Below are 22,064 nucleotides of genomic sequence, written 5' to 3'. Positions count from 1 at the left end.
TGGCCCTAGCGTATAGTATTTCCAGAGCTGCCAACTCCGCCAGCGGTCGCGGGGTTGCTGCTGAGGGGACCACCGTTGTTGCCGGGTCCAAAAGTACTGCCCAGACCCATTGCACTGAGCGGAGAATATTGTCCAATATTACCCAGCAACTGTTGGAAGAAATTAGTTTTAGTCCCTGGGGTTGGGGTTGTTTCAGAAACCATCGCAACATTTTTAGCGTCTTTTTTACCCAAATGTTGGATTTTTTGTAGTGTACCATTTTGATCAAAATATAAAGATAGTACTTCTTGTTTTTTGATTCCAGGGTAAGATAGGGGAACCAGCTTGGTCATCATTGAAATATAAATCCAATTATTAGGATCAAAAGTCGCGTATGCGGTTGGGGACCCTAGAATTTCCATAACATCAGCTTTACTGGTGCTGCCAACCTGAAGTGATTTTAGGTCATTTTTGCCAATAATACTTCCCCTAGGTAAAGGGGGGGGCGAAAATGCAGAACAAGCAGACAAAGTTAGTCCTATTGATAAAATAGAAGCAAGATAAGCTTTTTTACTTGTGGTCCGAACAAAGGAAAAATAGGCTTTCGACGATGTTACAAGAGGTTTCTTATTGAAGCATGAACGCATGGTTGATAAATATTCCTCAAGCTGGATATAAAAATGATACTATTACCCTTAACAAATGCGTATTGTAGTTTATATAAAACTTCAACAAAAAAAAGCATACAAAGGAATAAAAATGAAAGCATGTTGCGAGTTTTCAAGGAAAGTGGCTTTAAGCCAAATTCAAAAAAAACCCTTAACGATTAAGGTTGAAGCAGATGAAGAAGAAAAAAAGAAATTAGCAACGCGCTTTTTTATTCCAAAAATTCACTCTTTAACATGTACATATCAATTGAAATATTATCATGGGGCCCAAATCAGAGCAAAGGGAAAGATTGAAGCATTGGTGACGCAAAATTGCGTAATTTCTTTAGAGGATTTTTTTGTTACGTTAAATGATACTTTTGAATTACTATTTTTGCCACTTAACAAAGTAACTGGGGAATTAGAGGAAATAGATGATCCAGATGTCATTCCATATGATAATGACATGATTGATTTGGGCGAAGTAACTGCTGAACAATTAGCCCTGTTTTTGGATCCTTATCCTCATAAAAGTGGTGCTGATAATCCTATGATTTATAAGGAGGATGATAGTAAAATTACTGAAAAAAAAGCGGTAGGAGAAAGCCCATTTAAGATTTTAGAAAAGTTAAAGAAAAAATAAAGGCTAAATAAGATAAAGAATGATTTTTTCTTAATTGGCTTGTCTTTTGTTGAAATAACGGATATTAACCGTGTGAAAACTGTATCGGATGATTATATTTCCATGCTTGCGCGGATTTATATAATCTGTTAAAAAATCTATTTTGTTTCAAATAATTTAATAAAATATTAAATCATTGCTCAAATTGATTTAATATACTGGGAAAGGTTAGGAGGGACTAATGGCTGTTCCTAAGAGAAAAACATCACCATCACGTCGCGGTATGCGTCGTAGTCATCACGCATTGCGTTCAGAAGCACATGCTGAATGCGGGAATTGTGGCGAATTAAAGCGTCCTCATCACGTTTGCAGTCACTGTGGACATTATGACGGTCGCGAGGTTGTTGCTGCTGGAAAAGCACTAAAAGTTGCTGTTCGCCAGTAATTTTGTTATCAAGGACCCTGTAAAGCAGATATCCTTTCAAGATTGGTGTGGCGTATTTATGTGTTTCGCATAAGGTATTGAAGGTTATGATTTTTGCAGGACATAAGCTGTAATTTATGAACATACAAGTTAATACCCAAGAAGAAATGACATATGATCTGGCCATAGATGCGATGGGGGGGGATAATGCTCCTGATATTGTAATCAAGGGTCTGGATGCCACTGCTCTTCGTCATTCTAATGTTAAGGTTTTGCTGATTGGTGATGAAGCAAAAATTGCCCCTCTGTTAAAACAATATCCGAGGGTAGCAGAGATTTGTACTATACGTCATACATCTGTATCCGTGCCTATGGATATGAAGCCAACAGCAGCCTTAAAATTAAGAGATTCCTCTTTACGTATGGCAATGGAAAGTGTTGCACAAAAAGAGTCGAAAGGGGTCGTCTCTGCTGGTAATAGTGGTGCCATGTTAGCATTGGCACAAATCATTGTAAAAACAATGCCTGGTATCGCTCGTCCAGCAATGGCAGCAATTAGCCCAACTGCAAAGGGCGATGTTGTAATGTTGGATCTGGGTGCGAATGTCGTTTGTGATTGTCGTAATCTGGTTGATTTTGCAATCATGGGCAATGCTTTTGCTAAAGCCGTTTTAGGTCTTCGCCATCCAACAATAGGTCTTTTAAACGTTGGTTCAGAAGAACTTAAGGGAGACGAGCGATTACGCGCAGCTGCAGATGTATTAAGAAACAGTCCTCTCTCTGATCAATTTCACGGTTTTATTGAAGGTCACGATATTACGGCTGGTACAACGGATATTATTGTGACAGATGGGTTTACGGGCAATGTTGCCTTGAAAACAGGTGAGGGTGCGTTAAAACTTGTATTTCATTTGTTAAAGCAAGTCTATACTTCTGGATTACGTGGAAAGCTTGGCTACTTGATGGTTCGCCCAGGTTTGGAACGTATGAAAGAATGGTTAGATCCCCGCCGTTATAATGGTGCTGTATTTGTCGGTTTAAACGGAGTGGTCGTAAAATCGCATGGTGGAGCAGACGAAGTAGGTTTCGCCTATGCTGTTGATGTCGCTATGGATATGATCACTCACGGATTTTATGAAGAAATTTTAACTGGTTTATCCCAGGTTAATCCAGCAGAAAATGCTGTGATGCCTAAGAAGTAATTTGAAGATTACGATTAAGCCAGGCTTGTATTTTAAGGAAAATTAATGGCGTATCGTTCACGTTTTGTTGGATTTGGTAGCTTTTTACCAAAAAATATTGTTTCGAACGAGGAATTGTCAAGGCGTGTCGATACCTCTGACGAATGGATTCGTGAGCGAACGGGGATTCGCCAAAGACATATTGTTTCCGACGGTGAAAATTGCACGTCTATGGCTGTTCATGCAGCACGACAGGCCATGGAATATGCCGGACTAACGGTCGATGATATTGATGCAGTTATAGTTGCCACATGTACTCCAGATCAGATTTTTCCAACAACGGCGGTCAAAGTTCAAAAAGAACTAGGAATGAAAAAAGGCTTTGCCTTTGATGTATCATCTGCATGTGCAGGATTTGTTTTTGGTTTATCCGTTGCTGATAATTTCATTCGCAATGGTCAAGCTAAAAATGTAATTTTGATTGGCAGTGAGGTTTATTCTCGTATTTTGGACTGGTCTGATCGCAGAACTTGTGTGTTGTTTGGTGATGGTGCTGGTGCAGTAGTCTTAAGTGCAGAGCAAACAAATGAAGATGTAGGGGTATTAGGGGTATATTTACATACAGATGGTCAATATTCTGACATTTTGTATGTTGATGGTGTTCCCTCACAAACTGCGGATCAGTGTTTTTTAAAAATGCAAGGTCAAGAAGTCTTTCGTCATGCAGTGACAAAGCTTTCAGAAGTGGTTGACGAGGCTTTGCAAGCGCATCAATTAGGGCACAAAGATATTGATTGGCTAGTACCTCATCAAGCAAATTTACGAATCATTAAAGGAATGGGTAAGAAATTAAATTTACCTGCTGAACGTGTCATTGTTACGGTAGATCGTCATGCTAATACGTCTGCGGCCTCTATTCCATTAGCTTTGAATGAGGCCGTTCGTGATGGCAGAATTAAGCAGGGTGATTTAATTGTGATTGAAGCCTTAGGAGGAGGGTTAAGTTGGGGGTCTTCTCTTGTTCGGTTATAAAATAATTGATTTTAAAAGATGTTTTACGCTAAAAGGGAGTATAAGAGTTAAAATTACTTAACTCTTCCTTTACGATTATTAACAACTTTTAACTATTGATTAAAATTAATATGCAAACTTTAACTCGAGCAGGATTGATCGAAAAACTTTACAGCCACGTGGGCCTATCACGTAGCGAATCTTCAGTATTATTAGAAGAGGTTTTAGAAAAAATAATCTCTACCTTAGAAGGTGGAGATTCTGTAAAAATTAGCGGTTTTGGAACATTTTCCGTAAGAAAAAAAGGCAGTCGTATCGGGCGTAACCCCAAAACAGGTGAAGAGGTCGTGATTGAGCCTCGCCTCGTTTTATCATTTCGCCCTAGTCAAATGTTAAAGAACCGTGTTAATGAAGGTATGATAAAACAAGTGTCTAGAAAGGGTTAACAATGACGGGTGGCACCTTTGATGTTTCTTCTGACGAATCAGAGGATAAATTCTTAAATACAGTTGAAGAAGACGATTCTAATTTAGAAGATGATAACGTAATTAAAAAAGATCCAGGTGCCTTTCGTACAATCAGTGAGGTCGCAGAGGAAATACAGGTTCCTCAGCATGTACTTCGTTTTTGGGAAACTCGTTTTACTCAGGTGCAACCTGTTAAACGTAGTGGTGGGCGTCGTTATTATCGTGCAGAAGATATTACATTACTTAAATATATTTCAGAACTGCTCTATGTTGATGGATATACGATTAAAGGTGTACAACGTCTTTTAGATGAAGATTTTTCTAAGTTTACACGTAAGGAAGAACAAATATCTTCTTCAGAAACATCTGCCGAAACAACACACAACGAAGATAAGATTGCTCCAGTATGTAATGACGTAGAAGCAACTACATCTTCTAGTACTGATAATTCCACAGCTTTAAATACATCTCCGCTCGATAATTTTCAAAACTTAGATTCGAGTTCATCAGAAATACATCTTTTACAAGAAAAGAACGCTTATTTAGTTGATTCTTTACGTTCTATTTTGGTTGAATTGCACGAGTTAAGAAAAATTATAGCGGATTCTTAATTTTAGGTTGATTGTCACTGTGGAGGCTGGTATACGGGTTTTTGTATTTTAACGGGCAGTAGCGCAGCCTGGTAGCGCATCAGTCTGGGGGACTGGGGGTCGTGGGTTCGAATCCCGCCTGCCCGATATGTTAAAATTACAATTTAAAGTCTTTTTTTCTCTGACGTCCAATTTTGCCATAGCATGATTAAAGCTGCCATAATCGCTGGGCCAACAAATAATCCAATCATTCCCCAGGTTTCTAATCCACCCAAAATTCCAATTAATACCCAAATAAATGGTAATTTAGTTGATCCACCAATTAATGCTGGTCGAATAAAGTGATCGGCGATAAAGACCACAACACTTCCAACGATTAATACAGTAATAGCGACGATAGAAGATACTTTTACCAGGGCTGTAATTGCCACAATTGCAATTGCAATTAGAGGGCAAAAAGGAATCATTGCTGCCACAGCTGTGATAATGCCAAATAGGGCAGAATGAGGGATACCTAACGCATAATAGGCGATACCTAAAATAACGCCTTGTCCCAATCCAACAAGAACAAGCCCTGCAACCGTGCCATGGATTGATGAAATCATTTGCTGCGCTATGGTTTCACCTTGTTTACCAAACAGGCGTCTTGAACCCCTTAAACATTGTTGGATAACAGATTTTCCATCTTTAAAAAGGAAAAACAGGGTTACCATAGAAAATAGGAATAATATTCCTCTATGTAGTAATTGAGATCCAACTTTTTGGGTAACGTATACACCATGGCTTAGATGTAAATTGGATAATAATGCAGATGCTGCAGCAGGATCGGCTAAATTATTATTCCACCAATTAATAAGATTGCTTTTGCCAAAAGGCAGGTTTTGCAAAAATTGTGGAGGGGGTACACCTTCTTTACTGACATGCATAATCCAAGTAAAAGCGGCTTGGATGTCCTTGGTTGCTTCAACGATGATCATGCTGAGCGGAATCATGAAAACAAGCGTGACAAAACATGAAAAGATTAGAGGTAATATAAAGTCAGGTCTCTTATATGGCCAATAATTTTGCGTTTTGACGTATATAGGCCAACAAGCAATGGCGAAAATACTGCCCCAAATTAAAGAAGAGATAAAGGACTTGATTGTATATAGACCAAGCAAAATTAAAAGAATTGTCAGGCACGTTTGTGCGATTGTCTGATTATGAATCTGTTCCGCAATGCTTAATTGTCGGGTTATATTAATGTCTGAATTTTTTTTATTTAAGGGCATAATATACCTTTATAATAATTGCATTTTAAAAAAAGTATTTTTAATTCGATTTTACGATCGAAAGGGCAAAAGCCTGAATAAATGCGGCTTCTTTCAAAGAATCATAGCGTCCGGATGCCCCGCCATGACCTGTATCCATATTAATTTTTAGCAATAAAGGATTGTTAGATGTATTATATTGGCGCAGTTTTGCGATCCACTTGGCGGGTTCCCAATAGGTCACGCGTGGATCGGTTAATCCACCAATGGCTAAAATTGCAGGATAAGGTTGTTTTTTAATATTATCGTAAGGTGAATAGCTAGCAATGTACTCATATGCTTTTTTGTCTGTGATCGGATTTCCCCATTCTGGCCATTCGGGGGGGGTCAAAGGTAACGATACATCAGACATTGTATTTAATACATCGACAAATGGTACAACAGCAATAATACCTGCGAATAAATCCGGACGTTCGTTGGCAATATATCCCATTAGCATTCCCCCAGCAGACCGCCCATCAGCAACAATTTGTCCAGCTTTGGTATAATTTTGTTGAATAAGGTGTTCTGCACAACTGATAAAATCTGTGAAACTATTTATTTTAAGAAATTTTCTGCCCTGTAAAAACCAATCCCATCCTTTCTCAGATCCGCCGCGAATATGCGCAACGGCATAAATCCAGCCATTATTTAAATAATTGAGTGCAGTAATGGAAAAAACAGGATCAATTGCATATCCATAAGATCCATATCCATATAACAATACAGAGGCAGAGCCATCCAAGGCGGTATTTTTGTGATAGGTTAGGGTAATAGGAACCAGCTCACCATCTGTTGCCTTGGCCCATAAGCGTTTTGTTTTATAATCGTCTGGGCAATGACCTGAAGGAATTTCTTGGGTTTTTAGAATTTCTTTTTCTCCCGTTGCCATATGATATCGATACCATTGCCGGGGTGTTGTTGGGGATTGATAGCTGTATCTTAACCAAGGGGTTTGATGATTTAAAATTGGATCAAGAGATAAAGTATAAGCTTCCTCATCGCCCGTTAATGTTGTTTCAGAGTTATTTTGATCTGTTATAACAATACGTGTGTTAACTTGATAACGTTCTAGTCTAACAAAATAATCTTGATAGGCGATCATATCCATCAAATAGCATTCTGGATCATGATCAACCCACGTTTGCCAATGAGTGCTATTAAGATGGAATGTGTCCAATTGGGTGACCGAAGGGATAGGCATGCGCATTAATTTAAAATTATCGGCCTGATCAATATTGGTTTTGATGATAAACTGACCATGCCAGTCGTTTAATTCGTATTGAATTCCTTGTTGTCTGGGCATTACACAAATTGGCGAATGCGTTGCTTGATGTGCAGGGATTAGCCAAACCTCACTTGTATCATGATCTTTTGCTGATATAAAAATCCACTGATTTGATAAACTGCGCTGAATTGACAGGAAAAAGCCAGGATCTTTTTCTGTGTAAATTAATGTATCGTTACCTGATGCAAGATCGCGTCTAAATATTTTGGTTGGGCGACCGTGATCATCCCGATAGATCCAAAATACGAATTGGTTACATCCTGAAAAAGTAAAATCCCCTGTACATTGTTCGATTGTGTGGGAAAGATATTGATTGGTTTGCAGGTTTTTAATCTGAACATTCCATATTTCTGACCCTTGGATATCTTCGGCATATGCTAGAAATTGATGATTGGGGCTGTGCTCGATATAACCAACCTTGTAGTAACTAAATTGCTTTGCATTAAGATTGGGATCGAGTAAAAGCTCTTCTTGAAGAGAATCAGAAGATTTACGGTAATAGGTCTTATATTCGTTGTTTTCTTCAAAACGAGAAAAATAGATCCACGCCCCGTCTTCCAGCTTAGGACTGGTATCTTTGGAAACAATTCTTTGCTTCATCTCGGAATATAATTTTTTTTGAAGAGATTCTGTTTCTTTTAAATATTCGCTTGTATATGTATTTTCTTCAATTAAGTAAGCTTCGATTTCTTTTTTAAGCACCTTAGGATTATGTAACACATCTTGCCAATGTTCGTCTTTTAGCCAGGCATAAGAGTCTGTGCGCTGATATCCGCATTGGTTAATTGCTATGGGATGTTGTGGTGCAGTTGGGGGCGTTATTTTTTTCATCATTTGTTTAAACCTTGTTAGTCGAAGAAGCAAAGTGATAAAATTATAGTAAATATAAGGATATTTTGATTTAAAATTACAAAAAGAAAGCAGTATAATATTTATAATCGTTTTGTAAAACAGATTAAGCTGACTGCGAAATGTAACTAATTATACTATCTATATTGTGCACAGGATCAGCATTATAAGTATTATAACGTAATATCACACAAAGTATGTTTAATATAAATATTTGTATATCTTTGAGTGAATATATTAGCCTATAAGCAATTTAAAGTTAGTTTTTGTAATGAAGTATGAAGAAGAAAATGAAAGAAAATAAGATACTAATCGTAGGTGCTGGATTTTCTGGTGCTGTTATTGGGCGTTTGTTGGCTGAAAACGATTTTGATGTTCACATTATTGATGAACGTTCTCATACGGCAGGAAATTGTTACTCAGAGCGAGATACAGAAACAGGGGTGATGGTTCATACTTATGGCCCTCATATTTTTCATACAGATAACGAAGAAGTATGGAACTTTGTTAATCAATATACAACAATGATGCCTTATGTTAATCGTGTAAAAACAACGGTTAATGGACAAGTATTTTCTTTGCCGATTAATTTGCATACAATTAATCAGTTTTTTCATAAAACTTTTTCCCCTGATGAAGCAAAAGAATTCATTAAGACAAAAGGAGATAGCTCGATTGCTGAACCTCAATCTTTTGAAGAACAAGCACTTAAATTCGTGGGTAAAGAGCTTTATGAAGCATTCTTTAAGGGTTATACCTTAAAACAGTGGGGATTGCATCCTTCTGAATTACCAGCTTCTATTTTAAAACGCTTGCCTGTTCGTTTTAACTATGATGATAATTATTTCAGCCATAAATTTCAAGGAATGCCAAAAGACGGTTATACTGTGATTGTTGATAGTATTATGGATCATAAAAATATTACAGTATCTTTGAATACAAAATTTAATAAAGCTGATCATGGAAAATATCGTCATATTTTTTATAGTGGTCCACTAGATGCGTATTTTGATTACCAACACGGACGCTTGGCTTATCGTACGTTAGATTTTGAAAAATTCACATATCAAGGGGATTATCAAGGTACAGCTGTGATGAATTATGGTGAAGAGTCGGTGCCTTATACGCGTATTACAGAGCATAAATATTTTGCCCCTTGGGAAAGTCATGAGGGTTCTGTGATGTATAAAGAATTTAGTCGTTTATGCACTGAAAAAGACTTACCATATTATCCAATTCGCTTAGTTGGCGAGATGACACAATTGGAACAATATGTAGACTTAGCTGAACAAGAAAATAATGTGACGTTTGTTGGTCGTTTAGGAACATATCGTTATTTAGATATGGATGTCACGATTGCAGAAGCATTAAAAACTGCTAGGGTATTTTTGGAAAATGCTCGTAACAACGAAAAAATGCCAGCATTTACGGTGGCAATGAAGTAAAGTAATTTTAGATTAAAAGCACTTAATTGTTTAGGTGCTTTTAATCAAGAATTGATAGTTTTTTAATATGAAAGTCGAGCATCTTTGACCATATCATATAGTTGGTTAATTGTTTTAAGATCTTTATATTTTTTATTTCTCAAAAACTCCCCAATTGCTGTTCGTATAAGGTCATTTATCCAATATAGATCAACAGTTTTGGAGGATTGACTACCATGAACTAACGCACATCGAGCTTTATATATTTCCTTAGTATGTTTTATAATTCCTTTTCTTCCTTCTTTATTTGTACCAACAATAAAAGCTAAACAATCTGCAATTTTATCGCCGATGCTTCTTTGAAATAATTGCTCTTCATTAAAAGAAAATAAAGATTCAAGAGCTATGCAAGTATAAATTAAAGAGTTTTTTTCTTCTTCACTACGTATAGATTCACCAACAGCAAGGCTGGCACTTAGAATACGTTTATGAATATCTGATATTTCTTTGGATTTTGGGTTGTTTTGAATTTTTTGATAGAAATTCCACAAATTTTGAAAGTGTTCATAAATATCAAGAGAGACTAGTTCATTGATAGATAGTTTTACGGTTGATTTTTGCCCCCCGGAACCTCCAACGAGCTGCCAGTCTTCATCTAAATATAAATAATGATAGAAATCAGTTATAAGTAAGTTACCCAACTCATCGTAAAATTCGCTTCCTGTTTTAATTTTATGATTGGAATTAGAATTGCCAGATATAAATAAGAGAAGTCGAATAAAATCCAGAGTATATAAAGAGATCTTTTTGTTATAGTGTTTATCATCAAGGTCTAAATGATAAATGTTAGCTTTAAAATATAAAGGATTTCCTCTTTTTTTTAAAAAATTAAACCAACTTCCAACCTGCTTAGTTTTATCATTGATATCGCAAAAATAACCTACTTCAAAGCAACCCATTTGAATGGGTTTTTGATTTTTTTCTAAATCAATGCCGACAATATTGGTAATGACTTGTGTTACTTCTCTTTCTAATGAGCGGAGTTCTTGAATAAATATGTTGATATTATCGAGTGTATAATTATATTCTTTCATTTTAGAAACAATTAATCTCTTGATAGTATAATCAGTAATGGTTTCATTTGAGAGCTTAGCTTTTTCATTAAGCATTTTAAGAGTATCATTTATATATAAATCAAATTTTTGCTTATCATTTACAGTATAAAAAATTCTTTTTGTTTGATTATTGTGCTCAAAGATTATTTTATTGTAAATCTCTTTAGAATTTTCGTTTTGAGGATAATCAAGATATATTGTTATTAGAGACAACAATTCATTTAATAATTCATAAAGTTGCATTTCATTTTCCAATATTATTTACATAGGCAATTATAACATTATTTTAATAAAATAATTTTCCTGCAAAATATAAAAATATTGTGTATAATCCGCCGATTAATAAAAATTAGAAACAGCAAGTTATAAATTAATGACAACAACTGATAATATTATTGAATATGTTTTAACGCTTTCTTGCCCTGATCAACCAGGAATAGTGGCAGCAATTTCAACAGGATTATTTGAGGCACAGGCAAATATTTTAGAATCTCAACAACATGATGATCCTTCGGGGCGTTTTTTTATGCGGGTTGTTTTTGCGTTGCAAGATCAAAGTACAGTCTATGACTGGTTGCACACTCGTTTAGAGGCGCTGGCAAGTCAATTTAATATGACATGGTCTTTGCATAATCGATTAAAACGCAAACGTGTGATGCTAATGGTTTCCAAGATGGATCATTGTTTGGTGGATTTATTGTATCGTTGGCGTATTGGTGAATTGCCGATTGAGCCTGTGGCGATTGTGGCGAATTATCCCAAAGAAGAATATGCGCATATTGAAATGAAGGATATTCCTTTTCATTATTTGCCGATTTCTAAGGATACTAAAAAAGAGCAAGAACAACAATTATGGGATATTATCAAAGAAACTCGGACAGAGTTGGTTGTTCTGGCACGATATATGCAGATTTTATCATCAGATATGGTGAAAAAGTTACCAGGTCAGTGTATTAACATCCATCACTCATTTTTGCCTGGTTTTAAAGGGGCAAAAGCCTATCATCAAGCTTTTGCGCGTGGGGTTAAATTGATCGGTGCAACAGCACATTATGTAACAGAGGATTTGGATGAAGGTCCAATTATCGAACAAGATGTTGAACGCGTTAGTCATCGTGATGTGCCCGAGGATCTAGTACGCAAAGGGCGTGATATTGAACGTCGTGTATTAGCAAAAGCCGTTCGCTATCATATTGAAAATCGTGTGATTTTGAATGGCAGTAAAACGGTTATATTTGCGGATTAGGAATTAAGGGAATAATTTTCCTCTCAATCCTGTTTTTAAGATTTGGGCATTGGCAGTTTTTTTTGAAATAATGCCTAATCTTAGAAACAAATCTATTAAAACCAAATTAATATTGAATTTAAAATCGTTAGTGGTGCAGACACGTTGGTAAGCATCTTCGATTTTCATTAATTCAAAGCCTGCAACCTCTCCATCATTTGGTGTGGGTTTAAAATCTTGTGGCAACCACAAATCGTAACAATACAAGACGTCGCGACGCAGCCCTTCGGGTCTAATCATGCTATAGGTGACCATACTGGTATATTCAGCTTGAGCAATCAAATCTTGTGGGATATTCGCCTCTTCCTCTGCCTCTTTGGCCAAGGCGGTTTGGTGGGTATGTCCTGCTGGAATACCCCCAGCAACAATATGATCCAATTTTCCAGGATCAAGGCGTTTGTGGGGTGAACGATGTCCAACCCAAAGGTAAACATCATTTCCTTTTTTAACCAATCCATTCAAGTGGACACCTGTTCCTATCATGCCCAACAAAGGTAAAACAGAACGGTCAATCTGACCAACTGGTTTTGCATAAGGGGTTGGATAGATATCAAATAATTCATTCATTGTTTTGGTGTGCTGATCTGCAATTAATCGTTGCCCTAATTCTTCTAAAGAGATATCAGGGGGAACGATATCAATTTTGTCTTGGTTTTGAACAACCCCATATTGGTACAGTGTTTGCATGAAATCAGGACGAACCCAGCCAATAATTTGTTTGTGCGCTTGCAAAGGTAAAAAATCTTGGCCAAGGTTGGCCGTATTACAATGTTGAATATGTTGTAATAAATTTTTAAATTCAGAGGGTTGCATAAATAACCTTTATTATTACTTTAACTACGTCAATTTAAAATAATATTTGTTTTAAGATGTAGTTCTGTATTTAGCTTTGATAATCTTCTAACATACAAACTTTATAACTTTTTTAAAATTTATTATGTCGCGATATTCAAAATTTCATTTTTCTAATAAGGATACTAATCGATCAGGTTGGTCGACTATGTGTGAATTATTGTCATATTTATGGCCACGTCATCAACCTATGATGCGCTTTCGCTTGATTTTTGCAACTGTTTTAATGTTGATTGCCAAGTTTACGGCACTTGGAATCCCTTATTTATACAGTAAAGTTGTTGACATTTTATCTAAAGATACTGGCCATGCTGTATTATATATTCCGCTATGGTTAATTTTAGGATACGGATTGGTTAGAATCTTGTCCAGTCTATGTTCGGAATTAAAAGATACTGTGTTTGCCCCTTTGCGTTTTCGGGTGGTTCGTACAATTACCTTACGATGCTTTGAACATATGCATCGTTTGTCCTTAAAATTCCATTTGAACCGGCATACAGGGGCGATTACCCGTGCCATAGAACGGGGTAGTGAAGGCGTTGAAACGATTTTACGTGTGGGTGTATTTAGTATTATCCCAACCTTAATTGAAGCGTTAATGGTTTTGTTGGTGATTAGTCACTTATATGATTGGCGTTATACGGTTTTGGTATGTTTGGCTATTTTAGCATATTTTCTGTTTACAATCTGGTTTACCTCTTGGCGTATCCAAATTCGCCGTAAAATGAATGAAATAAATAACGAGGCCAATAATCGTGCTTTGGATAGTTTATTAAACTATGAAACAGTCAAATATTTTGGCAATGAGGCACATGAAATTAAACGATATGATGATTCGTTGGCAAGATATGAAAAAGCCTCTGTAACGACGCAAATGACGTTAAATGGCCTTAACTTTGGTCAATCATTAATTATAGCCGTGGCGTTGACTGGGGTAATGATTTTGGCAGCACACGATATCGTTGCTGGTCAATTTTCAGTTGGTAAATTTGTATTGATTAATACGTATTTAATGCAGCTGTATCAACCCTTAAATTTTTTAGGAAGTATTTATTCTAATCTTCGAAAATCAATTGTTGATTTAGAAAATATGTTTTCTTTATTGGCACAAGATCCAGAGGTCGAAAATCAAGAAAATGCATTGGTCTTACCCGCTAGTTTATCAGAGGCAGGACCTGCCAAGATTGAATTTCGAGATGTATATTTTAGCTATGATGCTGATCGTGAAATTTTACGTGGAATCAATTTTATTGCAGAGCCAGCGCAACAAGTCGCAATCGTGGGACCAACGGGTGCTGGTAAATCAACAATTAGTCGATTGTTATTTCGATTTTACGACGTAAATTCGGGTGGGGTTTTTATTGATGGCCAAAATATTCGTGATTACGTTCAGTCGGATCTGCGGGCATCTATTGGGGTTGTGCCACAAGATACGGTTTTATTTAACGATACAATTGGATATAACATTGCCTATGGTCGTCTGGGCTGTGCCCAAGAAGATATTGAACATGCGGCAAAATTAGCACAGATTCATGATTTCATTAGTGGTTTACCTGACGGATACCAAACCTATGTGGGCGAGCGTGGTTTAAAATTATCTGGTGGTGAGAAACAACGTATCGCGATTGCTAGGGCTATTTTGAAAAATCCAAGGATTCTGATCTTAGATGAAGCTACTAGCGCATTAGATAGCCGCACAGAGCAAGCTATTCAACAAGCCTTAAATAACGTGGCTAGGGGGCGAACTGTGGTAACGATAGCACATCGTTTGTCAACTATTGTTCAGTCTGATTTGATCCTGGTGATGATTGATGGTCAGATTAAAGAACAAGGAACGCATGAATTCCTGCTTGCAAAAAATGGTTTTTATGCCAGTATGTGGGCAATTCAGTCAAAACAATCTGATGAATAACTTTATTTAGTGGAATTTTTTCAGATTTTGATGTAAAAAAGTGCTAAGACCCTTGACTATTGTTTCAATTTTCGTCATTAGGGCATAGTTAAGTATTTGTTATTGTTGCCGAGCATTCGTGTGTCGGCTTTATTACCCGAGGATAGAAAAATGTCTCGCCGTTGCCACATTACAGGCAAAGGCGTGTTGACAGGAAATAATGTCAGTCACGCCAATAATAAAAGTCGCCGTCGCTTTTTGCCTAATTTACAAGATTACTCTTTGTTATCTGATATTTTAGGTCATCGTATTCGTTTACGTGTAACCAATCATGGATTACGTACCATTGAACATAATGGTGGTTTGGATAACTTTTTGTTAACCACCCCGAATCGTAAACTTACCGAAGAAGCAATGGTTATTAAACGCCGTATTCTTCAAGCTCAAGAAAAGAAAGCTGCAGCAACTGCTTAATTTAAAGCATATAATGCTGTTGAATTTCTTTTAATGATCCCTCTTTAATAATTATATTTTAGAGGGCTTTCTACTTTAAGTCTATTTGATATTGACAATCAGTCATGTCTTTTCATCGTTTGTGGAGGTTTTTCCCTTGTCCGCCCAGTCTGAACTTTCAAAAATCCGTAATATAGGTATTACTGCGCATATTGATGCTGGTAAGACAACAACAACTGAACGTATTCTATATTATACAGGTGTCTCCCATAAGATTGGTGAGGTTCACGATGGAAACACCACAACCGATTATATGGATCAGGAACGTGAAAGGGGAATTACCATTACCTCTGCTGCGGTTACCTGTGAATGGAATAATCACCGTATCAATATTATCGACACCCCAGGCCATATCGATTTTAACATCGAAGTGAACCGTTCTTTGCGTGTTCTTGATGGTGCGGTGTTCGTTATTGAAGGCGTTGCTGGTGTTCAACCACAATCTGAAACCAACTGGCGTCTGGCTGATCGTTATAATGTTCCTCGTATTATCTATATTAACAAATTAGATCGTACTGGGGCGAATTTCGATTATGCGTTCAGCACATTAAAAGAAAAATTGGATATCGTTGCCATTCCACTGCAGTTCCCAATTGGTGCTGAAGAAAATCTTAAAGGGATCGTTGATCTTGTTGAGATGAAAGCCTTGATTTGGGAAGGTGATGAGCTGGGTGCAAAATACAATGTTGTCGAAATTCCCGAAGAATTAAAAGAAAAAGCTGTTGAATGGCGTCAAAATTTGTTAGATGCAGTTTTAGCTGTCGATGACGCTGCAATGGAAGAATATTTCGAAAAGGGCGATGTCTCTTTGGATGTTTTAAAGAAATGTATCAAAAAAGGTACTATTTCTGGGGAATTCCGTCCAGTTGTTTGTGGTTCTTCATTTAAAAACAAAGGGGTTCAGCCTTTATTGGATGCAATTATTGATTATCTACCAGCACCTGATGATGTTGAAGGTATTCGTATTGCACCACCAGAAGACGAAGAAGTTGATGAAAGCAAACTACCAATTATTCCAGTTGATCCAGATGGAAAATTTGCTGGTCTTGCGTTTAAAATCATCAACGATAAATATGGTTCACTAACCTTTGTTCGTGTTTATCGTGGTGTATTACGTTCTGGCGATACTGTATTAAATACAACCCATGGTCACAAAGAACGTATCGGCCGTATTTTCCAAATGCATGCTGATAAACGTCTTGAAATCAAAGAAGTTCACGCTGGTGATATTGCTGCATTTGTTGGTTTAAAAGATACCAAAACAGGGGATACCTTGGCAGATTCTAGCGATCCAGTTGTATTAGAACGTATGCAATTCCCAGTACCTGTTATTGATATTTCTGTTGAACCAAAAACTAAAGAAGCTGTCGAAAAAATGACACTTGCTTTACAAAAATTGGCAGCAGAAGATCCTTCATTGCAATTAAAAACAGACCAAGAAACAGGACAAACAATCCTTTCTGGTATGGGTGAATTGCACTTGGATATCATTATCGATCGTTTACGTCGTGAATATGGTGTGGATGCAAATATCGGCGCACCTCAGGTTGCTTATCGTGAAACTATTACCCAGTCCCACACTGAAACTTATACCCACAAAAAACAATCAGGTGGTGCAGGTCAGTTTGCTGAAGTAAAAATTATATTCGAACCTACCGAACGTAACGAAGGTATCGTGTTTGAAAATAAAATTGTTGGTGGTTCTGTTCCAAAAGAATATATTCCTGCGGTCGATAAAGGTATCAGAAACCAAGCATCAACAGGTGTTTTGGCTGGATTCCCAACAGTTGACTTTAAATTTACCCTTGTTGATGGTAAATATCATGATGTTGACTCTTCTGCATTAGCGTTCGAAATCGCGGGTAAGGCTTGTTTCCGTGAAGGAATGAAAAAAGCTGGGCCAGTGATTTTGGAACCAATTATGGATGTTGAAATTACAACACCTAATGATCACGTTGGGGACGTGGTGGGCGATCTTAATCGTCGTCGCGGGATGATTCAAAGCCAAGAAACATCAGGCAGCACCGTAATGGTTCGTGCTTTTGTTCCTTTGAAAGAAATGTTTGGATATATTTCTGATTTGCGTTCAATGACCAAAGGGCGTGCATCATTTACCATGCAGTTCCATCATTACGATCCTGTTCCTCGTAATGTTGCTGATGAAATTATCAGTCAATCTGCATAAGCACTATTGATTTATAGAGTGTAAAAAAAGCGGATGCCATATTGGTATCCGCTTTTTCAATAGCTTATGAAGGCTAATGATGACCACAGCACAATGGTTCGTGCGCTTTTTATTTATAAAGTTATTAATCAGAAATTATAAATATCGTTGAAGCTTTAAGCTTATCTTTTTTATTTAACATATAAATTCCAAATCATATTTGGTTCTGTAATTAAAAGATTGTGTATTTTGTTAATTGTGATCAGCGTAACGATTTTCATTTCGTTTGTAATTTAGTTTGTTATATTAGTTGCTATCCATACAAATATTTGAGCAAAATCGATTAAATTATTTTAATCTTAGACAGATATAGTAAATGAAACGAAACCATTAGGATTTTGAGGATAACTTTGTTAACTGTTCTGAAGCAATTTTATTGAGTAGTATAATAAAATTGCTGAATGCATCGAATGCAGCATTAATTTTTTCTTTGCCTTCTGTTACTTCGTGATGGTTAAATATAATATCATTGAAAAACTTTTGATCACTACCGATGGTGTGCCCAGTTTCATTTGAGAGATGAATGTTACCACAAAAGATTAATTCTTTATCATATTGTCGTTTAATTTGATCGGACAAAGGAAGTAGATTTTGAAACATTACATTTCCTGTGGCTTCCATGACTTCTATTAAAATTAGTCTTTGTTTTGCATTACTATTATAGATTAACCCAGTTAAGACATAAGTTAAATTCCTAACCGCTGAGGTCGAGTTGTCCCATAAACGTGTTAAGTGGTCGGTAAAAGTGGTAGAGTAATTTGCTTCCAGTAATTTTAAGTCATGTATAAACCATTTCCAATGACTTTGATCCTCCTCTGCGTGTACGTTAATGGCCTCTTCTATCTGATTTTTCGGAGATGGATATTTTAATACGTACCTGTTTAAATCTCCAAAACTCATAATAAAATGTGACATTACCGGTAAAATAGATACAAGTTTATCTTGCGCAGAAAATTCATTATTTTTTAACAAGTTAAATAGCGGTAATTGTGCAAATTGTTGCTTTTTATTATTTATGTATGGAATTATATGTTTCAACATGATACTTACTTTCTCAAAATTACGGTCTATCTATTAGGCGTCGTTTTTCAACAAACGGGTAAAAAAAGTAAAGTGTAGAAATAAGAATGATATATCGTAGTTATAAATTCAAAAAAGCTGTTCTTTTAATGAAATAGAACAGCTTTTTATATTAGGAATTTTGGTTATTGTACATAACCTCTACGGCTTTTTTGTAAAGGTACAAAATAATCAAAGCCCCAATAATAGAGAAGAAAAACCCTGCCTTTTCACCGCTGTGATATAGGTGTAAAAATTGTCCTAACCATGTAGCAAAGCTTGATCCAGCCATCCCTAAAATAATAGTGACGATTATTCCACCAGGTTGTTTACCTGGCATTAACATTTTGGCGATACCACCGATGATTAAACCGATAATAATTGCCCAGATGAATGTGAACATTTGATATTCCTTTGTCATAGACGAACAGTACATCTAATAAAATGTAGCGAAATCTGAGCAAAAACAATAGCATATAAAAAAATTTTAACCAAAAGCATGTAATCTGTGAATTAATGCAACACTAATTTCACGAATAAGATCAAAATTCTTTTGAATAGGTTTAAAGATCTGGCGATCATCCATCGCATAAGCGCCTTCGTTTCTAGGCCCTTTTGGTTCATAAAAATATAGGTCTGAAACGTGTTCTGCAGCTTGTGGAAATACATGTAACAATAAATTTAATGCTGTTGGAATTTCTAGACATAGGATTTTGGTCTCCAATGCCTCTTTACTAAATTCATGATAGGGCGAGAAATAGGGGATGTGTGTTGAAAGCATCCATATTTCCTCAATGACTGCTAAACGAATAGCATGCAGCAAGATTTCGTTGGCATCCATGCATGGTGCCTCTTTCCAAACAGAAAGTAAGGCGATGTGATCTGTTTGGATACGGTGAAAGGTTGCTTGGGTACTGGCCCAACAATTTAGTCTTTGGAGACCTTTTGCCAGGGTAATATACGATTCTTGGAAATCTGGATTACTTTCAGAAGATGCACGATCAAGCCAGATACCTGGGTCTAACATATAGATAATGGCACGTAAGACAGTGGTATTTGAATGTTTTAAAGCATGTCGAGCAAAGTCTAAAGACCGTTTAAATCGAGGGCTATTTTGCATCATTTCTTGGAAAAGTTCTGGATTGGCTGAAGCCGCTGTTCCAAGGCCCTGCAAGGTATTTGCACACCATCCCAATTGCTGTAAAATTGCATTATTTGGAATGGCACGTAATTCGCGTGGATGTTTAATATAAGCCTTTGTTGAAGAGGTATCGCTTTGCCTTACCGAAGAACGAGAACCTGTTCTATCAATTAAAGCAGGTCCAAAGGCACTGAGCAGTGTACCATATCCTTTATCTTTAACCAGCTCTTTCATTTCCGAGCTGATCGTTAAAAAGAAATCGGCACTAAAATCACTCTCATCATAGATGGGGTCATGAATTTCTGTATCAAAGTTAAAAATATGCTGTGCAATAATTGAAATAGTTGCATTTGCTAGTGCTTGAGATCCAAACAATAGATAACCATCACCTCCTTGGAATGCTGTTTCCTGACGTGTGCTAATTCCAAGTTGTTTGAAATATAATTCTGTTTTTTTAGGGGAAAGATATTGTAGCCGATCTTCCATGCTAAATGGATGCCCACCTCGTCCCATGCTTTCGCCATGGGTATCGAATAAAACGACCTCTACGTCAGTAAGATCGTATTTTTGTAAAAGTTTGGCAATTTTCTGACGTAATTTTTCAATTTGATAGGTTGCTGCAATTTGACCTATAAACCGTCCTGAATCTGAATATCCAAATTGTAAACATAATTTGCCTGTACGACGTAAGTAATCGCGCCAATGGGAAGAACGTAAAGCCTGCTCGATAATATTTGAACCATGTTGTAAAGCTTCGTCAGTTTCAAATAAAGGGGAAATCTCAACATGTTTTTCAATACCAAAAATACGTGCCAGCCATAATGCGACCAATAATGTGTATCCATTTTCGGTTTCAGCAATAAGGAAACGAATTGGTGTTTTATTATCAATATGTTTGACAATTTGGGTTAGTAACATCATCAAAATACTGGCTGAAGCTTTTTCAGTTAATAAAGATCCAAAATCAACAGGAATAGGGGATACTTCGCCCAATGCGTTGTTAATGGTGTTAAATAATGTTCGGGTATGAGATGGATTATCTGGATTACTGGTAATGCCCAGTCTTTGACGAGCCATATTATGGACTTGGACAGAATTAAGACGAACATGGGTGTGTGAAAGACTCATCCCATGAGTAAAAAAGCCAGCTTTAGCTATTAATAAATCAATTTTATGATTTTCATCAATCTGCTCTAGTGCTTGATCAAATAAGGGTTCTAGTTGCGCAGGGGAAAGTATTGCATCTTTTTTATTTTCAACAAGCAATCTTGCAAAATCAGAAAATTGATCAGGATCAGCTTCTTTGGGGCAATGTTCCAGTTGCTCATGAACTGTGTTTAAAGCTTTACTGACCTCTGTTTTAAGAGCTTCCGTGCCATGAGGTATAGCATTTAACTGATTATGTAATCGTTGAAGTTGTAACTCCTTCATTTCTAAACGAATACGTAGACTGTCCCACCAACCAATATCAGTTCGTCCATCAGTATCATATCCAACCCAGCTGCTTAATAAAATGGGGCAAGGGGTTAATTGTGTCCAATATTGTGGCCAATGGCGTTGTGCAGCATCGAACAAATAACGATTAAAAACGTCTAACGCATTTCGTGCTCGCTCAATGGCATGTATTGCCAAGTTTAATTCTTCATGAAGTGTTGGAGGAGTCGCACGTCGGTGTGTGGTGAAATAGGGAACTTGGGTTTGTTCGGTAATGGGCTGGCTGGCCAAATCTGCAAGGGCGATATAAACAGAGTTGGCTAGTGCAAATGTTGGATGGGCAGTAAAGACAGCAGCAAAATGGTTGTGTTCAACTTGTTTTTTAAACTCGTTAAAACTTTCAATTGAACCAGCGGGATGATGTTTGGTTGAATGTTGAATAATTTGTTCAACAATGGATTTAATACGGTGATCTATATTATCCTTGGTAGGGTTGTTGACATATCGTTGTAAATGCTTGGCGTGGGATAAAAAGGCTGAATCCCTAAGTTTTTGAATAATTTCCCTAAGCGCATCAAAAGAAAGTTCACCTGATTTTAATTGTTGTTTTATTTTTTGTGCTAATGTTAAAACAGGGTTTTCAATAGGTTCATGGTTTTGCTTTTCCATTAATTGAGTTGTTAAAGAAATAAGATATTTTAAAGACTCAGAAGGGGTTATTGATGCTTGGCTCATAAGTGAAATGTCCATATTTATAATAAAATAACGTTATATATATC

The 22,064-nt window shown here is 36.7% G+C and carries 19 protein-coding genes and 1 tRNA gene; 12 read left to right on the top strand and 8 right to left on the bottom strand.

Translation table 11 applies throughout. From position 1 onward, the window contains the following. Nucleotides 1–5: 5 nt before the first annotated feature. Nucleotides 6–626, bottom strand: a complete 621-nt coding sequence (locus QJV27_RS03330; RefSeq protein WP_281447559.1) for an outer membrane protein assembly factor BamE — start codon at nt 624–626, stop codon at nt 6–8. A gap of 55 nt (nt 627–681) precedes the next feature. Here QJV27_RS03330 and QJV27_RS03325 point away from each other — a divergent pair, with 55 nt between their 5' ends. The 7 genes from QJV27_RS03325 (at nt 682) to QJV27_RS03295 (ending at nt 5,068) form a co-directional block, all read left to right on the top strand. Next, a complete protein-coding gene (locus tag QJV27_RS03325; protein WP_281447558.1) occupies nt 682–1,269 on the top strand; it encodes a YceD family protein in 588 nt (195 codons plus the stop codon). Nucleotides 1,270–1,489: 220 nt separating this feature from the next. After that, nucleotides 1,490–1,693: a 50S ribosomal protein L32 gene (gene rpmF / locus QJV27_RS03320; RefSeq protein WP_281447557.1), complete on the top strand. Its 204-nt coding sequence runs from the start codon at nt 1,490–1,492 to the stop codon at nt 1,691–1,693. A gap of 116 nt (nt 1,694–1,809) precedes the next feature. Next, nucleotides 1,810–2,874 carry a phosphate acyltransferase PlsX gene (gene plsX, locus QJV27_RS03315; RefSeq protein ID WP_281447556.1) on the top strand — a complete coding sequence of 355 codons (1,065 nt, stop codon included), beginning with the start codon at nt 1,810–1,812 and terminating at the stop codon, nt 2,872–2,874. 45 nt (nt 2,875–2,919) lie between these two features. Beyond that, the gene (locus QJV27_RS03310; RefSeq protein WP_281447555.1) at nt 2,920–3,885 is read left to right on the top strand and encodes a beta-ketoacyl-ACP synthase III; all 966 of its coding nucleotides are present in this window, start codon (nt 2,920–2,922) and stop codon (nt 3,883–3,885) included. A gap of 110 nt (nt 3,886–3,995) precedes the next feature. Beyond that, nucleotides 3,996–4,310, top strand: a complete 315-nt coding sequence (locus tag QJV27_RS03305; protein WP_281447554.1) for an integration host factor subunit alpha — start codon at nt 3,996–3,998, stop codon at nt 4,308–4,310. A 2-nt stretch (nt 4,311–4,312) separates the two neighbouring features. Beyond that, a complete protein-coding gene (locus QJV27_RS03300) occupies nt 4,313–4,942 on the top strand; it encodes a MerR family transcriptional regulator (protein ID WP_281447553.1) in 630 nt (209 codons plus the stop codon). A 52-nt stretch (nt 4,943–4,994) separates the two neighbouring features. Continuing rightward, a tRNA-Pro gene (locus tag QJV27_RS03295) sits at nt 4,995–5,068 on the top strand. 17 nt (nt 5,069–5,085) lie between these two features. Here the strand turns inward: QJV27_RS03295 and QJV27_RS03290 are convergent. After that, nucleotides 5,086–6,192 carry an AI-2E family transporter gene (locus QJV27_RS03290; RefSeq protein ID WP_281447552.1) on the bottom strand — a complete coding sequence of 369 codons (1,107 nt, stop codon included), beginning with the start codon at nt 6,190–6,192 and terminating at the stop codon, nt 5,086–5,088. A 40-nt stretch (nt 6,193–6,232) separates the two neighbouring features. Then, entirely contained in the window at nt 6,233–8,332 is a 2,100-nt protein-coding gene (locus QJV27_RS03285) for a S9 family peptidase (protein WP_346771181.1), read from the bottom strand. A gap of 305 nt (nt 8,333–8,637) precedes the next feature. Here QJV27_RS03285 and glf point away from each other — a divergent pair, with 305 nt between their 5' ends. Further along, nucleotides 8,638–9,792: a UDP-galactopyranose mutase gene (gene glf, locus QJV27_RS03280; RefSeq protein WP_281447551.1), complete on the top strand. Its 1,155-nt coding sequence runs from the start codon at nt 8,638–8,640 to the stop codon at nt 9,790–9,792. 62 nt (nt 9,793–9,854) lie between these two features. Here the strand turns inward: glf and QJV27_RS03275 are convergent, their stop codons facing one another. Continuing rightward, nucleotides 9,855–11,129, bottom strand: coding sequence for a HEPN domain-containing protein (locus QJV27_RS03275; protein ID WP_281447550.1), 1,275 nt, complete (start codon nt 11,127–11,129; stop codon nt 9,855–9,857). A gap of 130 nt (nt 11,130–11,259) precedes the next feature. Between QJV27_RS03275 and purU the strand changes: the two genes are divergently transcribed. Beyond that, the gene (purU, locus tag QJV27_RS03270) at nt 11,260–12,132 is read left to right on the top strand and encodes a formyltetrahydrofolate deformylase (RefSeq protein ID WP_281447549.1); all 873 of its coding nucleotides are present in this window, start codon (nt 11,260–11,262) and stop codon (nt 12,130–12,132) included. 3 nt (nt 12,133–12,135) lie between these two features. Here the strand turns inward: purU and QJV27_RS03265 are convergent, their stop codons facing one another. Beyond that, nucleotides 12,136–12,984, bottom strand: coding sequence for an NUDIX hydrolase (locus QJV27_RS03265; protein WP_281447548.1), 849 nt, complete (start codon nt 12,982–12,984; stop codon nt 12,136–12,138). A gap of 124 nt (nt 12,985–13,108) precedes the next feature. Between QJV27_RS03265 and QJV27_RS03260 the strand changes: the two genes are divergently transcribed. The 3 genes from QJV27_RS03260 to fusA all read left to right on the top strand — a co-directional run bounded on the left by QJV27_RS03260 (nt 13,109) and on the right by fusA (nt 17,612). Continuing rightward, nucleotides 13,109–14,935 (top strand): ABCB family ABC transporter ATP-binding protein/permease, encoded by a 1,827-nt coding sequence (locus QJV27_RS03260; protein WP_281447547.1) that lies wholly within the window; start codon nt 13,109–13,111, stop codon nt 14,933–14,935. Nucleotides 14,936–15,085: 150 nt separating this feature from the next. Then, complete coding sequence (gene rpmB, locus QJV27_RS03255; protein ID WP_281447546.1) at nt 15,086–15,388, top strand: 50S ribosomal protein L28; 303 nt, start codon at nt 15,086–15,088, stop codon at nt 15,386–15,388. 136 nt (nt 15,389–15,524) lie between these two features. After that, nucleotides 15,525–17,612, top strand: coding sequence for an elongation factor G (gene fusA, locus QJV27_RS03250; RefSeq protein ID WP_281447545.1), 2,088 nt, complete (start codon nt 15,525–15,527; stop codon nt 17,610–17,612). Between the two features lie 369 nt (nt 17,613–17,981). Here fusA and QJV27_RS03245 read toward each other — a convergent pair whose 3' ends face one another. From QJV27_RS03245 to QJV27_RS03235, 3 genes are all read right to left on the bottom strand, one after another. Further along, a complete protein-coding gene (locus tag QJV27_RS03245) occupies nt 17,982–18,692 on the bottom strand; it encodes a hypothetical protein (RefSeq protein ID WP_281447544.1) in 711 nt (236 codons plus the stop codon). A 151-nt stretch (nt 18,693–18,843) separates the two neighbouring features. Then, the gene (locus QJV27_RS03240) at nt 18,844–19,113 is read right to left on the bottom strand and encodes a GlsB/YeaQ/YmgE family stress response membrane protein (protein WP_281447543.1); all 270 of its coding nucleotides are present in this window, start codon (nt 19,111–19,113) and stop codon (nt 18,844–18,846) included. Nucleotides 19,114–19,197: 84 nt separating this feature from the next. Beyond that, the gene (locus QJV27_RS03235; RefSeq protein ID WP_281447542.1) at nt 19,198–22,020 is read right to left on the bottom strand and encodes a phosphoenolpyruvate carboxylase; all 2,823 of its coding nucleotides are present in this window, start codon (nt 22,018–22,020) and stop codon (nt 19,198–19,200) included. Between the last annotated feature and the right edge of the window lie 44 nt (nt 22,021–22,064).

The sequence above is a fragment of the Commensalibacter oyaizuii genome (assembly GCF_029953265.1).
Lineage (GTDB): Bacteria > Pseudomonadota > Alphaproteobacteria > Acetobacterales > Acetobacteraceae > Commensalibacter > Commensalibacter oyaizuii.
This window is presented reverse-complemented; position numbering and strand designations above follow the sequence as displayed.